At 45.4% G+C, this 14,319-nt stretch carries 12 protein-coding genes; 6 read left to right on the top strand and 6 right to left on the bottom strand.

Annotated features, from left to right (window positions below):
- The first annotated feature begins 180 nt into the window (after positions 1 to 180).
- The gene (locus LZG94_RS20095; protein ID WP_233793585.1) at positions 181 to 504 is read left to right on the top strand and encodes a GIY-YIG nuclease family protein; all 324 of its coding nucleotides are present in this window, start codon (positions 181 to 183) and stop codon (positions 502 to 504) included.
- A 315-nt stretch (positions 505 to 819) separates the two neighbouring features.
- On the opposite strand, the gene LZG94_RS20100 is transcribed toward LZG94_RS20095, so the two are convergent.
- From LZG94_RS20100 to LZG94_RS20120, 5 genes are all read right to left on the bottom strand, one after another.
- Complete coding sequence (locus tag LZG94_RS20100; RefSeq protein ID WP_233793586.1) at positions 820 to 3,948, bottom strand: efflux RND transporter permease subunit; 3,129 nt, start codon at positions 3,946 to 3,948, stop codon at positions 820 to 822.
- A gap of 25 nt (positions 3,949 to 3,973) precedes the next feature.
- Positions 3,974 to 5,026 (bottom strand): efflux RND transporter periplasmic adaptor subunit, encoded by a 1,053-nt coding sequence (locus tag LZG94_RS20105; protein ID WP_233793587.1) that lies wholly within the window; start codon positions 5,024 to 5,026, stop codon positions 3,974 to 3,976.
- A 56-nt stretch (positions 5,027 to 5,082) separates the two neighbouring features.
- Positions 5,083 to 6,423, bottom strand: coding sequence for a TolC family protein (locus tag LZG94_RS20110; RefSeq protein ID WP_233793588.1), 1,341 nt, complete (start codon positions 6,421 to 6,423; stop codon positions 5,083 to 5,085).
- A gap of 72 nt (positions 6,424 to 6,495) precedes the next feature.
- On the bottom strand, positions 6,496 to 6,864 hold the full coding sequence (locus LZG94_RS20115; protein ID WP_233793589.1) for a MarR family winged helix-turn-helix transcriptional regulator: 369 nt from the start codon (positions 6,862 to 6,864) through the stop codon (positions 6,496 to 6,498).
- Between the two features lie 259 nt (positions 6,865 to 7,123).
- A complete protein-coding gene (locus LZG94_RS20120) occupies positions 7,124 to 8,587 on the bottom strand; it encodes a M48 family metalloprotease (RefSeq protein WP_233793590.1) in 1,464 nt (487 codons plus the stop codon).
- A 230-nt stretch (positions 8,588 to 8,817) separates the two neighbouring features.
- Here LZG94_RS20120 and LZG94_RS20125 point away from each other — a divergent pair, with 230 nt between their 5' ends.
- Positions 8,818 to 9,633 carry a 1-acyl-sn-glycerol-3-phosphate acyltransferase gene (locus tag LZG94_RS20125; RefSeq protein WP_215234907.1) on the top strand — a complete coding sequence of 272 codons (816 nt, stop codon included), beginning with the start codon at positions 8,818 to 8,820 and terminating at the stop codon, positions 9,631 to 9,633.
- A 29-nt stretch (positions 9,634 to 9,662) separates the two neighbouring features.
- Positions 9,663 to 10,571, top strand: coding sequence for a TIGR01777 family oxidoreductase (locus LZG94_RS20130; protein ID WP_233793591.1), 909 nt, complete (start codon positions 9,663 to 9,665; stop codon positions 10,569 to 10,571).
- A 10-nt stretch (positions 10,572 to 10,581) separates the two neighbouring features.
- Here LZG94_RS20130 and LZG94_RS20135 read toward each other — a convergent pair whose 3' ends face one another.
- Positions 10,582 to 12,063 carry a M61 family metallopeptidase gene (locus tag LZG94_RS20135; RefSeq protein ID WP_233793592.1) on the bottom strand — a complete coding sequence of 494 codons (1,482 nt, stop codon included), beginning with the start codon at positions 12,061 to 12,063 and terminating at the stop codon, positions 10,582 to 10,584.
- A 107-nt stretch (positions 12,064 to 12,170) separates the two neighbouring features.
- Between LZG94_RS20135 and LZG94_RS20140 the strand changes: the two genes are divergently transcribed.
- The 3 genes from LZG94_RS20140 to LZG94_RS20150 all read left to right on the top strand — a co-directional run bounded on the left by LZG94_RS20140 (position 12,171) and on the right by LZG94_RS20150 (position 14,181).
- Complete coding sequence (locus tag LZG94_RS20140) at positions 12,171 to 12,833, top strand: hypothetical protein (protein ID WP_233793593.1); 663 nt, start codon at positions 12,171 to 12,173, stop codon at positions 12,831 to 12,833.
- Between the two features lie 90 nt (positions 12,834 to 12,923).
- Positions 12,924 to 13,556: a NeuD/PglB/VioB family sugar acetyltransferase gene (locus LZG94_RS20145; RefSeq protein ID WP_233793594.1), complete on the top strand. Its 633-nt coding sequence runs from the start codon at positions 12,924 to 12,926 to the stop codon at positions 13,554 to 13,556.
- A gap of 70 nt (positions 13,557 to 13,626) precedes the next feature.
- On the top strand, positions 13,627 to 14,181 hold the full coding sequence (locus tag LZG94_RS20150) for a DUF177 domain-containing protein (RefSeq protein WP_233793595.1): 555 nt from the start codon (positions 13,627 to 13,629) through the stop codon (positions 14,179 to 14,181).
- Positions 14,182 to 14,319 lie beyond the last annotated feature (138 nt).

Here is a 14,319-nt window from a genome sequence, read left to right on the forward strand (position 1 = left end):
TGCTTCTGGCCATTTCTTGTTAAATAGTTGGTACTACTAACCCCTGTCAGAGTGAGCGAAGCCAAACTCCCAACCCCTGTCAGAGTGAGCGAAGCCGAACTCCCGGCTCAAAAGCTTCTCAACATGTTACTTTCAACCGAAGCCAGCGTCTAAGACTTATATCTTAAACACTGTTCAAGCATGAAAACTTATCACGTCTACATTTTAAAATGTGCCGACGAAAGCTATTATACCGGCGTTACCAATGAATTAGAAAGGCGATTTAAGGAGCACAATTCAGGATGCAACGATGCATGTTACACTTACAGCCGACGGCCACTTCAACTAGCGTTTTCTCGAAGCTTTAAATATATCAATGATGCAATTGCGTTTGAAAAGCAGGTTAAAAGGTGGAGCAGGAAGAAAAAAGAGGCTATTGCAAATGAGTGGTGGGATGAATTGAAGACTCTAGCAGAATGTCAGAATGAGACGCATTGGAGGAATAGGAAAGCAGATGAAAAGTAGCTGTTATAAAAGCAAAATCCCCATTTCGGGGATTTTGCAATAGAGGAAGTTTACAAAATAAATATGCTTGTCAATTGAGCAGAATTGCTTGTCACCCTGAGCGAAGCCGAACCACATGACTGTCACCCTGAGCGAAGCCGAAGGGAGGACCGGCAACTCCTGTCACCCTGAGCGAAGCCGAAGGGAGGACCGGCAACTCCTGTCACCCGGAGCGAAGCCGAAGGGAGGACCGGGACGTAAGCGGCATCGTGCACGTCCCTTCGACTACGCTCAGGGTGACAGGCCCAATAGCATTCAGGGTGACAAGTCAGGTGCTTACCCTTCCAAAACCAACTCTTCTCTCCGCTGCTGTTTCTTAGCCTTCCGCCCTGCAAAACGCTCTTTTACCTTATCAACTACATAATATACACTAGGTACCAGGAATATTGTCAGCAGCAATGAGCTCGTTAAACCACCGATAATCACCCACGCCATACCATTTTTCACTTCCGCGCCGTCGCCAGAGGCCAGCGCGATCGGGAGCATACCGGCGATCATCGCGATAGTTGTCATCAGGATCGGGCGGAGACGTTCCTTACCGGCTTCGATCAATGCGTCTTTTAATGCGTGACCTTCTTCTTTCAGCTGATTCGTGAAATCCACGATCAGGATCGCATTTTTAGCAACCAAACCAAGCAACATGATCATACCCACGATCGAGAAGATAGTCAGGCTTTCCATTGTTAATGCCAGGGCAGTCAATGCGCCGACTAATGCAACTGGGATCGAGAACAATACCACAAATGGGTAAATGGTACTTTCGTAGAGCGCGACCATGATCAGGTAAATGAGCACAATACCCAAAACCAGCGCCAGTCCAAGACTTCCAAATGCATCAGCCTGGTTTTTCAAATCACCACGGTATTCGATGAAAACACCTTCGGGAAGTTTGAAATTTGCCATTTTTGCCTGAATATCAGCACCAATCGAACCTGAGGGGCGACCTACAACCTGCGAGTTAATACTGATCGAACCCAAACGGTCGATACGCTGTAACACGCTTTCACCCATTCCTTCTTTCACAGTTGCGAACTGCGACAGTTCGAATGCCTGGCCGGAGCTGTTTACAAAACTTAACCTGCGGATATCGTCTGCTTTTGAACGGTTAAACTGGTCCAGCGTAACCATAATATCATATTCCTTACCATTTTCTTTGAACTTGGAACGGTCGTCGCCGCGGAATGCAGTTTGCAATGCAGCACCTACTTCGGCCGCATTAATGCCCAATTGCGACATTTTCTCTCGATCCAGCTGCACACCTACTTCCGGTTTCGGATCATCGACAGAGTAATCTACGTTGGCAGTTCCTGGAACGGAAGCAACGATTTCCTTCACCTGCGCCGCCGTTTTACGGATCACCGCCATATCAGTTCCTTTCACTGCAACCTGGATCGGCGCCTGGTTTGCATTACCGGTAATGGAAGTCGGAGCTACGGTAACTTTCACACCTGGGATTTGCAGGATCTCTTTTTGAATTTCACTGCTAAAATCGTCCGCTGAAATAGTACGCTCTTTTTTATCAACCAATTGAACAGTCAAATCGGCAATATTGCTGCTCGAAGTTGTTCCTAATCCGGTGCTGCTGTAACCTACATTGGTAAACACTTTTGTCACTTCTTTTCTTCCCAAAAGCAACTTCTCAACGCGCTGCGCTACCTGATTGGTCTGATAAACAGATGCAGTAGGTGCCAATTCCAGCGAAACATTCAATTCGCCGCGATCGCTTTGCTGCATAAATGCCGCTCCGATAAAACCGCCTGGTACCAATGCAATAGAGCCAATGATCAATGCCAGAGAACCCAGGAACACATATCTTTTGTGACCCAATACCCAGGTTAGCAACCGACCATATTCTTCTTTAATTCTATCCAGGAAATTCTCAAAACCGATGTTCAGTCTACCCCAGAGTGTGTTTTTATCCAAAACTTCTATTTTACCAAAACGCGAAGCCAGAAGCGGGGTAAGCGTAAATGATACGAACAAACTCATCAGTGTCGAGAATACAACCACCAGGGAGAATTCACGCAAAATGTTACCGATCAAACCCGAAGTCATCGCAAGCGGCACGAATACCACGACGTCGACCAGCGTAATCGCAAGGGCAGTAAACCCAATCTCGGCACGACCATCCAATGCAGCTTTCCATCTGCTCTTGCCCATTTCCATGTGGCGGTTGATGTTTTCCAGGACCACGATCGAGTCATCGACCAGGATACCAACGACCAGAGAAAGCGCCATTAACGTCATCAAATTCAGCGAAAAGCCCAGTAAGCTCATCATAATGAACGTCGGGATCATCGACGATGGCAATGCAACGAGAATGAACATCGAGCTCCGGAAGCTGTGGAGGAACATTAACATCACGATCGACACGATCAGTACCGCCAGTCCAAGGTCAAATACAACAGCATCAGCCGAGGCAAGCGTATAGATCGATTGGTCGGATGCAATATTGAATTTCAGTCCTGCCGACTCATATTGTTTCTCCAAAGTAGTCAAACGCTCCTGCGTCAGCTTACTCACTTCCACCGCATTGGCGTCGGATTGTTTCTGAATTTGCAAAGCCACGGAAGGTTTTCCATTAATATGGTTTACCGCAGTTGCGTCCGCAGTACCGTCGTATACTTCGGCAATATCTTTCAGGAAAACCTGTCCGCCCGATGCATTACGGCCAACAATCACATTCCGGAGGTTTTCAACAGTAGTCAGTTTCGCGTCAAAACGAATCGAAAGCTGATCTTCCTGCGTTTTCACCTGGCCGGCCGGAAACGAGGTATTCGCATTATTAATAGCGGCCGAAACCTGCGCTATTGACAAGCGATAAGCTTTTAATTTATCCTGTCGGATATTTACCTGGATCTGGCGCTCTGTCCCACCGATAATCGTCACCTGACCAACACCGGTAACGTTCGAAAGTTGTGGTTTCAGCTTGTCGTCGATCAGGTCATATAATGCTGATGGCGACATATTCGCGGTAACGCCCATTCTCAAAACCGGGATTTCATCGGTTGAAAATTTGTTGATTACAGGACGGTCAGCGTCATCGGGTAAAAGTGAAATCACCTGCTCCACTTTACGCTGCGCTTCCTGCTGCGCCAGATCGACGCTGATACCTTGTTTCAACTGGATAACCACAGAAGAAACGCCTTCCTGCGAAGTTGAATTGATCTGGTCCAAACCCTCGATCGCCGAAACAGCGTCTTCAATATGCTTGGTAACATTGGTCTCGACTTCATCCGCAGCCGCGCCGCGATATGTCGTCATTACACTCACTACATTGGCCTCAAACTTGGGTAACAAATTGTAGGACAATTGTTTATAGCTGATCACACCAAATAGTATCAACACCGTGAATACTACTATGATGAAGAGCGGTCTTTTTACTGCTACTTCGGTGATTGACATTTTCTTATTCTTTTATTGATGAAAACTATTTGGTAACATTAACCGCCGCACCGTCGCTCAGGTTGATCTGGCCGGTTGTGATCACGGTTTCGCCTGATTGTAATCCTGACAAAACTTCGATATTATCGCCCAATTCGCGCCCAACTGCAATCTTGCGACGTTTTGCAATACCATTTTCCACAGCATACACATAAGGATTACGCACGCTTTCCACCAATGCACTTCTAGGAATGAGCAATGCATTCTGGCTGCTTTTCTGCTTGAATTCTACGGAAACGAATGTTCCGGCTCTCAGTTGATTTGAATTTTTAATCACAATCTCAACCGGATAGTTGTGCGATTCGTCGCCCTGTGGCGCGATGTAAGAGATCACACCGTCGATTTTTTTATCAGGGAAAATGCTGGTACTGACCGACACGTGCTGCCCTTCTTTCAATTTATAAACGTCATTCTCAGAGATCATTACCTGCACTTTCAGGCGCGAAACGTCGAGAATGGTTCCCAATGAAGTTCCTACATTTACGAATTCACCCGGCTCAATGTTCTTCTTGATCACACGACCGCTGATAGGCGCTGCTACCACTGCATCGTTAATCTGCTGTTTGATCTGCTCAGCCTGGTTCAATGCAGTTTCATAGTTGTATTTGGTATCGGTAACCTGCACTTCGGTCGCCGCATTTCCCGCCAAAAGCTTATTGTAACGATCGGTATCCTTTTTCAACTTATTAATATTCAGCTCAGTTGCTTCCAGAGACAGCTCTTTCAATTTACTATCAACTTTTACAAGCGTTGCACCTTGCGAAACGTAGGTTCCGAGGTCATATTTAACCGATAACACCTTACCGGCTGAAGTTGCCATAATTTCGGCTTCCTTAAATGGGATCAGGCTACCGGTACGAACGAGCTGCTGATCTGTACTACCTTCTTTTACAGCCACTGCTGTCACCGGAATCGTCACATTTTTGTTATCCGGCATTACTTTCTTCGCGTCCATTTTGGACTTGTTTGCTACCAGTCGGAACCCAATAAGGAGTCCGATGATAAGTATGGAGCTGATGATGATTATTTTCCTTTTCATGGAATAATGTTGAATGACTGACCGGGTCGCCGGTGCGATGAGTGAATGAGTGAATTTTAAGGCAGTTCTGTGTAGAAGGTGTTGAGTGATCCTTGCGATTGCTCAATGCCAAGTTTTGCCTGATAATAGCTTAGCATGGAGTTGATATAATTGCTTTGAGCTTCTTTGTAGGATGTTTCTGCATTCAGCAGGTCCGACAGTGTGATCGTTCCTTCCTTGTATTGCAATGTCGTAACATCGTAAACTTCCTTGGCCAGCGCTACGTTGCTTTCATCGTTTGCCAGGTTCAGTTTCGCTTTTTGCAGTTGCGTTGTAGCATTGTTATTTTGCAGCTCGTAGTTCTGAACGTTCAGTTTGAGTTGTTCATTTTGGGTCAAAAGATTCAGATCAGCTTGCTTGTATTGCGCGTCTCTTCTGAAACTATCAAAAATCGGGATCGACAATTTCACACCGATCGCACCAAAGCTGAACCAGTTCCCCCAGGATTCACCCAGACTTTGTCCCAGCGACTGCAAACCATATCTTCCGTAAACAGACAATTTTGGGAGGTAACCTGCCTTGATCCGCTCTTTTTCCAGTGATTGCAATTGCATATTGATGTTCTGAATTTTGAAATCTGTCAGGTTAGCAGCATCGAACTTTTCGGGTTCTACCAGTTTAAAAGGCTGTTCAAGCGGATTGTCCGTCAGTACAAGCTGCTCGTTAAGCGGCATTCCCATTGCAAATTTTAGTTGGTTCTGGGATAAAATCAGATTGCTTTCCGCCAGCGTCAGTTGTGATTTGATATTGTTCAAACTTACCTGCGTGCGGTCGAAATCCACTTTCTTGATCACCCCGTTATCCAACTGCAATTGCAGGGTACCCAGTATCTGCTGCGTTTTGTCGAGGTTATCTTTCAAAAGGTCGATCTGCGCCTGCGTCACAAAAACCTGGTAATAAGCGTCGGTAACATTGAAAATGATATTCTCTTTCGTCTTCTGAGAATTGAGTTCCGCATTGGCCAGGTTTGGCTTGTTTGCCTTAATCCCCACTAAAAGCGCCTGATCAAAGATCACCTGATCGGCCTGAGCAGAAACGTTGGTCGAATACTTGGTACCCAATGCAACCCGGCGATCTTCACCACCAAACAGAGCCCCCGGCAATACAGTCGATTGCAACTTGATGTTGTCATCCAAAGCGCCGCTACCCGCTACCTGCGGCAAGTAACCAGCCAGTGCTTCCCGACCCTGCTGCATTGCAATGCTCTCCTTATATTGCGCAATCTTGACATTTCCATTATTCTTGATCCCATACGCAATGCAATCTTTCAGACTCAATTGAGTCTGCGCCGAGGAGGGGAGCGCGGCGGCTATTGCGAGGATTGCGATAATCCATTTACTTCTCATTGTTCTGATCATTATTAGTTGTGGCTAATCCCTTTTTAGTTGACCCGTCTACTGGTGACATATCAACTATTAATATAAATTTTTTTATTTCTCGATAACTGCTGCAACTCTGTCCAGGTAACTGATGAAAGTCTTACGTTCCTCTTCTGTAAAATGCCCCATTACCTGGTTGTCAAATGCGATTACCAGCGCCTGAATTCTTTCACAAACGAATTTCCCACTAGTTGTAAGCGATACCATATTCTTTCTTTTGTCCTCAATATCACTTTCGATCTTCAAAAACCCGTCCTTGTGTAAAGTTTGCACTGAACGCTGAATTCCGGCTTTATCCTTTTGAAGTACATTCGCAATATCCTGCTGGGTCATTGCGTGTTCCTGGAAATACGCAACCATTAAAATGGGCAGCTGCTCGGCCAAGACGGGAATACCTTCCTGTACCAACTGAGCGTTCATTTTTTTGAAAACAGTCTTCGTTACAAGCCCTAGTTTAAACTGGAGAGAGTTTTTCATCTCCTCTTTCAAACCGCAAAATCTATCTATTGTAGCATTCATGATGGTGCAAAAGTATATTGTGTTGATATATCAACCAAATTATTTAAGAAATAGTTTTTGAATGGCAAAAAATTTAGGCTGAATGGTTTTTAACATCTCATAAACAAAAAAGCCCCGGACTGAAGCCCGGGGCAATTGATTTGTTTGATGTCTCAATACATTACTTTCCTAGTGTTTTGATCAGCATTCCTTTGGTAACCTTGTCCGAAAGGCCCATTCCGTTGATGATCGACAGTTCGTCCATTTTGTTGTCAGGCTGGCCGATATCTTTCAATGCATCTTTTAAAGATCCGTCGCGCTGCACTGTTTTAATACGGATACGTTCGGGTTGTCTGTTCAGGATATTGGGGTCGGATACCGATTTGAAACCTTGCGCTACTGACTTGAACTGACCGAGGTTTCCGGCAAAATTCGCTGCCTGCGCCACACCGTGAATCACATAAATATTACCTCCGTACTGAATTACCCAACTCGCTACCTGAATGGAGTTCTGGGTTGGAGCGGCTTGCTGACCTGATTGTGTTTGAGCTGCCTGGGTTGAAATCATTACAATGGCAGGATTTCCATTAATCGTAGTTTTATTATTTTCCGAAACCTGCAAACCGTAATTTTTAACAACAGTCTGCGCTGCTTCTTCCAGCGACTTACCTTCTGCCATTGCAAAAAGCATCATCGACTTCCCTCCTTTGGGCGCCATTTGAAACTGAGCCGGTGAATTTTCATATTGCCAACCGCTTGGTACCGGAAACTGGAATTTCAATTCGGGGTGGTAAAACTGGTTGTTTTCTACAAAACCCTGTTTTGGATCAGTACCATATATAATACCATCGATCTTGCGGAGATACGTGTCGCGGTTGACATTATACTTGCCAGGATGCTCGGTTTGATATTGCGTCGCCAGCTTTTCCACCTTGTTCTTCCTGTCGCCCGGATCCGGGTGAGTTGACTGGAATGTCGGAATCGCTTGCCCCGATTTTTCGCTGATCTTTTTAAGTGTACCAAAGAAATCAGCCATTTCCTTCGCATCGTAACCGATCTTGCTGGAATACTCCACGCCGATTTTATCAGATTCGGTTTCGTGCTCGCGGCTATAACTCAATAACAGCATTCCCAAAGCCTGCTGCGTTTGCTCCGCCAATCCGCGAACTGTTTCCGAAAGCACCATTCCCGCCATTAATCCTACCTGACCGAAAATCTGGGAAGTTTGCTGCCGGGCAGAATGCCGGGCCGTAATGTGACCGATCTCGTGGCCCAGTACACCTGCGAATTCTGCCTCATTATTGAAGTGCGCCATAATACCCCTTGTGAAGTATACGTAACCGCCGGGCACCGCAAATGCATTCACTACCGGAGAGTCGACGATGAAGAATTGGTATGGTAAATCAGGGCGGTGGGAGATGTTCGCCATCGCTTTTCCCTTCTCATTAATAAAGGATTGCAGGTTTTTATCATCATAAACACCCATTGTAGCCACAATAGAAGGATGGGATTCTGCGCCGAGTGCGATCTCCTTTTCCTTTGACATAAAAATAATTTCCTTCTTTCCTGTGACGGGGTTTTTAGAACATCCGGTAAATAAGCTCACTGTTGCCAGGCCGGCAAGTAAGGTAATGTGAAATTTCATTTTCATACAATTCGAAAAATGATTGTTATTAAAGGAGTCGGTCAAATGTGATCTGAGCTATTATAATAAATAAAGAATCATGCCAAGTGACCAGGGACCAAACGTAACGAATGCATTTAAATATATTTCCCTTTAACTCGGCTTATTCTTTAAATTACGCCGCACTGGTATAATAGTTGTTACTTTCATGTCCACAAACCCGCTGCGCTGATGTATCTATTTTTTACACTATGAATTTGAAAAAGACAACATTCAGTCTCCTGCCCCGGTGGCTCGTCAAGTTCGACTTCTTTGGCGTTTTTGAAAAAGATCCGTTCGGCAATTATCTGATATTCAAAAGATTACTAGTATTTATATTAGGCTGGTTTACTTTTTACCGCTACACAGCAGTCAATAAAATCACAATTATTGGCGGCGACCAGCTCCTCGACCTGCCTGATCACGGCGTGCTTTTCCTGTCCAATCACCAGACCTATTTTGCCGATGTAATTGCATTATACCATATTTTTTGCGCAGCCAAATGGGGCTACAAGGATACGATCCGGCCGCCATTCTACCTCTTTTCGCCTCGCGCCAGGTGTTATTATGTAGCGGCTTCGGAAACAATGAAAGAAGGTATTTTGCCCAAACTATTCAGTATGGGCGGCGCTATCACAATTGAAAGATCGTGGCGGGCAAATGGCGAGAGTGTAAAAAGAGAGCTCGACAACTCTGCGCAAGACCGTATCGGAATGGGCTTAAAACACGGTTGGGTGATCAGTTTTCCGCAGGGAACTACGAAACCGTATGCCCCTGTACGCAAAGGAACTGCGCATTTGATCAAGGAACACCAGCCTATTGTAGTTCCTGTCGTGATCAACGGTTTCAGGCGCGCATTTGATAAAAAGGGCTTACGGTTTAAGAAAAGAAACACGAAGCTGACCGTTCATTTTAAGCCTCCCATGCATTTTCTGCCTGACGAGTCGGTTGAAAGTATGGTAGCCCGGGTAACCAAAGCGATCGAACAGGAAGTGCCGGGAGAAGGTCTTGCTGCCATTGAAAATTAACCTGGTACACATTTTACTACTTGCTGTTTATGGGAAAAAAAGTATTGATAACAGGCGGTACCGGCCTGATCGGAAAGCGTTTGACGCAACTTTTGTTGGAGAGAGGCTATGAAGTGGCCTACCTGAGCCGCAGCAAGAAGTCAGTTCCCTCGGTGACAGTTTTTCAATGGGATATTGATAAAAATTATATTGAAGAAGGCGCGCTGGAAAATACGCATTTCCTGGTTCACCTTGCCGGTACGGGCGTGGCAGAAAAGCGCTGGACCGACGAGCAGAAAAAAAGCATTATTTCCAGCCGGGTAGACACGATTAAGCTGGTTGCAGAAAAATTAAAAGAGAAGAATATTCGTCCCGCTGCATTTATATCGGCCTCCGGGAGCAGCTACTATGGAGAAGACAGTGGCGAAACCCGGAATACGGAAAACTCGCAGCCGGGAAACGATTTTCTTTCTCACGTGACTATCGTTTGGGAAAAAGCCGCCGACGCAGTCGCTGAACTCGGTGTGCGGACTGTAAAACTGAGAACGGGAATCGTACTAAGTGATGAAGGCGGCGCATTGAAGCAAATCGCCGCGCCTGCGAAGTTGGGTCTGGGCGCGCCGCTCGGTTCGGGAAAGCAGTGGCTGAGCTGGATTCACCTGGACGATATCTGCAATATGTACATTCAGGCAATGGAGAACGAAACCTGGCACGGCGTTTACAACGCGATCACAGGAGCAGTAACCAACGAAGATTTCACAAAACTGATCTGTAAAGTACTCGATAAACCGCAATGGGCCCCGCACGTTCCCGCTTTTGCACTAAAGCTCGCATTCGGCGAAATGGCCAATGTGGTACTGGGCAGCAGTTATTTGATCAATAAAAGAATAAAGGAAGAGACTGATTTTAAATATCAATATCCTGATTTAAAGGGTAGTTTGGAGGAAATATTGCGGTGAACTTTTAACTTCATTCCTCCTCTTCTTCCTCCTGAACCGATAAAACCTGAGAAGTGGTCAGCCACTTGTCTCGCTGCAACTTACCGCGAAAATCGTCCATCACGTTCAACTGAATATTACCGTTACTGAAAACCGACATTTGTAATCCCACAAATGATAAAGCTTCATTCAGCCGGTTTTCAAGAGGCTCGTTGGTGAAAATGCATTCTTTCCAATACCATTCGAGCGTTTCGCCGGCCACCTCTTCTACAATGCTGATATAATCTTCGATCGCGTAACCAATAAACGGTTTACCAAAACGCACCCAAAGCAGGCGCATTACATCGTCCAGCGATTGTTCGTGGTTTGTCCTTTTTCTTAAATAAAGGTCCAGGATCATCGCGACTAATGCACCTTTATGATAAACTGAGACTTTACGGTCGGGAATACCTTTTTCGTAACCGTCGAGCCACAGATCGAACGAAGATTCGGCCAGTGACTGAGCGGCGTTTGCGCTGTTTTCAAAATGGCGCTTCATATATACCTGCAATTCTTTCACATAGCCTTCATCGGTAAAAACGCCTGCACGCCTCAGAAAAAGATCCCCGTAATAGGTAGTGCAGCCTTCCGCCACGAAGCAAGTACGGAAGTAATTTTCTTTGGTAAAATCATAAGGCAAAAGCTCTTTCGGGCGAATGCGGATGATATTCCAGGTGTGAAAAAGCTCGTGCGAGCTTACGCCCAGCAGATCAGAATAGAGTCCCTCACCCTCGTCATCGGGCCCGAGCACGATCATCGTCGAATTCTGATGTTCTACGCCGTGGTAAAATGCAGTTGGTAATATGAGATTGAGAAAATGATATTTAGTCTCAGGAAAATCCCCCATCATCGCGATCTGTTCCCTCGAAAACCGACGGAAATCCCTTTCGATCCGGCGCCAGTTGGGTCGCAGGTTACCATGCATCCAGATCTTAAATTGTACACCTCTTACGTCGTATTCACACTTTTGTAAGGATTGAGACGCCAGCAACGGACTATCAACCAACTGATAAAAATCTTTGGCAACCAATATATTCTCTCCACCGGAAGGTAGCCCACAGGCAATCTGATAACCGGCCGGCAATGCAAGACTTATCTCATAAGGATCGGTAATGCGGCCCTCGGTGTACATGCAGAAATTGACGAAATTAAGATACCAAAGCTCCTCGTCCACATAGCTGCTTCCCGCGTTTTGGATTACGGCATGATAGGAATAGCGTATCTTCACCTCTTTCTGATCTGCGGTTCCAACCTGCCAGCGGTCTTTCGTTACTTTATGAATGGGCAGTTTATCGCCGGTTGCAGAGATAGCTTCAACAAATTGAATATTTTTGGCAAAATTTTGAAGTTCATAGCGCCCAGGCCGCCAGGCAGGCAGCTGAATTTCGATCGTATCGCTGGAAATGTCGGGTATGGTGTAGGTAATTAAAAGAAAGTGTGACTGCGGATCGGCTACCGAGATATGATAATGCATAAAATTGTATAATAATATAAGAGGAGCTTGGGCGGGAAACCTGATAAACCAAAAATAAAGCCTCAGTCGTTACCAGTTAACAATACGATAAAATAAATGATTTTAAGATGAAAAGCAAAATCCTCCTCAGCTGCACACTGCTGTTTACAATTCTGGTTAGCCCTGCCCTTTTTGCCCAAAATGACGAATACTACCGCCCTGATTCACTGAGAAGGGAGACGCCGGGCGAGCCAAAAGAATATACCCCCAAAGACACAAACAGGGTTGCCGAGAAAAAGCCGGTAGTTGAATTTAAGCAATTGCCGTTTATCGAAAGGCTGCGCGCAGGCGGCGGTTTCGGGCTCAGCTTAGGCACTTTTACAAACATTAACCTGTCGCCGATGGTAGGTTACGAGCTGACAGAAAAGCTGGTTGGCGGCGTCGGAATCACGTATATGTTTTTTAAGCAGCGTTATTTTGATGCTTACAGTTATTATGGCGGTAAAGGTTTTTTAATGTATAATGTGATCAAGCCCATTAACCTCATCGCCGAAGTGGAGCCTTTAAATGTGGTGGGAAATTACCAGAAAAGGCAGTGGATCGTGTCGCCAATGCTTGGCGCGGCCTATTCTGTTCCTACCGGCGGGCGTATTGCAAAGGCTGTTCATTTTACACTATTATACAATTTCAACTACTATAATCAGGTAGATAATTCTGCGGGCCCGGCTGCGGCTATTACCAATCTATCGCCCTACGGAAGTCCGCTCGTATTCCGGATTACCTTATTATAGGTTTTTTCAAAAGCCTTTTGGCCTGAAATTTTTGTCTTCATTTGAACTCTTCGTGCAAATGGAGACTTTTTCTTTCTACTAACTACAACTATGGAAAATCCCGTTTTAATTTTTGGCGCCGGCGATCTTGGAGTCCAGGCCCTCGATATTTTCAGAAGAAATAATGTACTGGTCTACGGTCTGCTCGACGATACCACTCAACTACATGGTAAGGAATTTGGAGATGTAAACGTACTCGGTTCCACAGATGACACCGGTTATCTGAGTATTCTTGGATCCAAATGTGAGGCTTTTGTGGCGATCGGCGATAAAGTAGTCCGGGAGAGGCTGGTAGAAACATTGACCGAAGAGTACAAGGCAATGCCCGTGAATGCAGTTCACGATACAGCAGTAATTTCCGGAATGTCTGCGATTGGTCACGGAAATCTTATTGGAGCAAGAGTTATTGTCGGGGCGAAAACAGTTGTTGGTCACCATTGTCTGATACAGACTGCGTCTGTGCTGGATACGTCGGTTCGTGTTGGTGATTTCGTTACCATCGGAACTGGCGCAATTATTAATGATCGTGTTGTTATAAATAATGGTGCCTTTATCGGTTCCGGTGCGATTATTGTTGCGGGCATTGAAATAGGTAAGAATGCGCGCATTGGAGCGGGTTCTGTGGTCGTAGAGAATGTGCCTGCAGGAGCAACTTACTTTGGAAACCCGGCTAAGAAGATTTGACAAAATTCCCTCACATCTTTTTTATTAATATCAAACACATTACCTTTGCACTCCTTTTTGAGAGCATAAAGTGAAAGAGCTAAGTAAATACAACATAGACATTTACGGTTTGGAAGACAAACAGTATGACTATGATATGGAGTCAGGAGATGCTTTTTTTGAAGAATTGGATCAGGATCTGATTGAGCGTGGACACTTTAAAACGCATGTTGTCCTGAATAAATCAGCCACCATGATCCAGCTTCAATTCCATACTGAAGGGGCAGTTACATTGATCTGCGATAGAAGTCTGGAACCCTTCGAAGAGCCTATCAATTTGGATGACCGGATTATTTTGAAATTCGGAGATCACGATGAAGAGCTGACGGAGGAGATCGAAATGATCAACAGGAATACGAATAAGATCAACGTGGCGCGCTATTTGTTTGATTTTATAGCGCTCTCGCTACCAACTAAGAAGATTCACCCGGATTTAAGAAGTGATGAAGACGAGCTGGATCTGGAAGATGACGAGGAAGAAGTGATACTGGTATATTCATCAGCGGAAACGGAAGAAGAAGATTCGGGTGAAGAAGAAAAAATAGACCCGCGTTGGGAAGCACTGAAAAAGCTGAAAGGCGAATAAAGAGCGATTTAATACCGGTACTTTAGCAAAAGAGGAGCCGGTAGCGTCGGCCGAAGCCAACGGAAATTTAATAGGCAATCAAATACCGACGGCTTTAGCCGACGGAAAAAGAAAGACCCGATACCGTCGGCTGAAGCC

The organism is Dyadobacter sp. CY343 (assembly GCF_021390335.1).
Lineage (GTDB): Bacteria > Bacteroidota > Bacteroidia > Cytophagales > Spirosomataceae > Dyadobacter.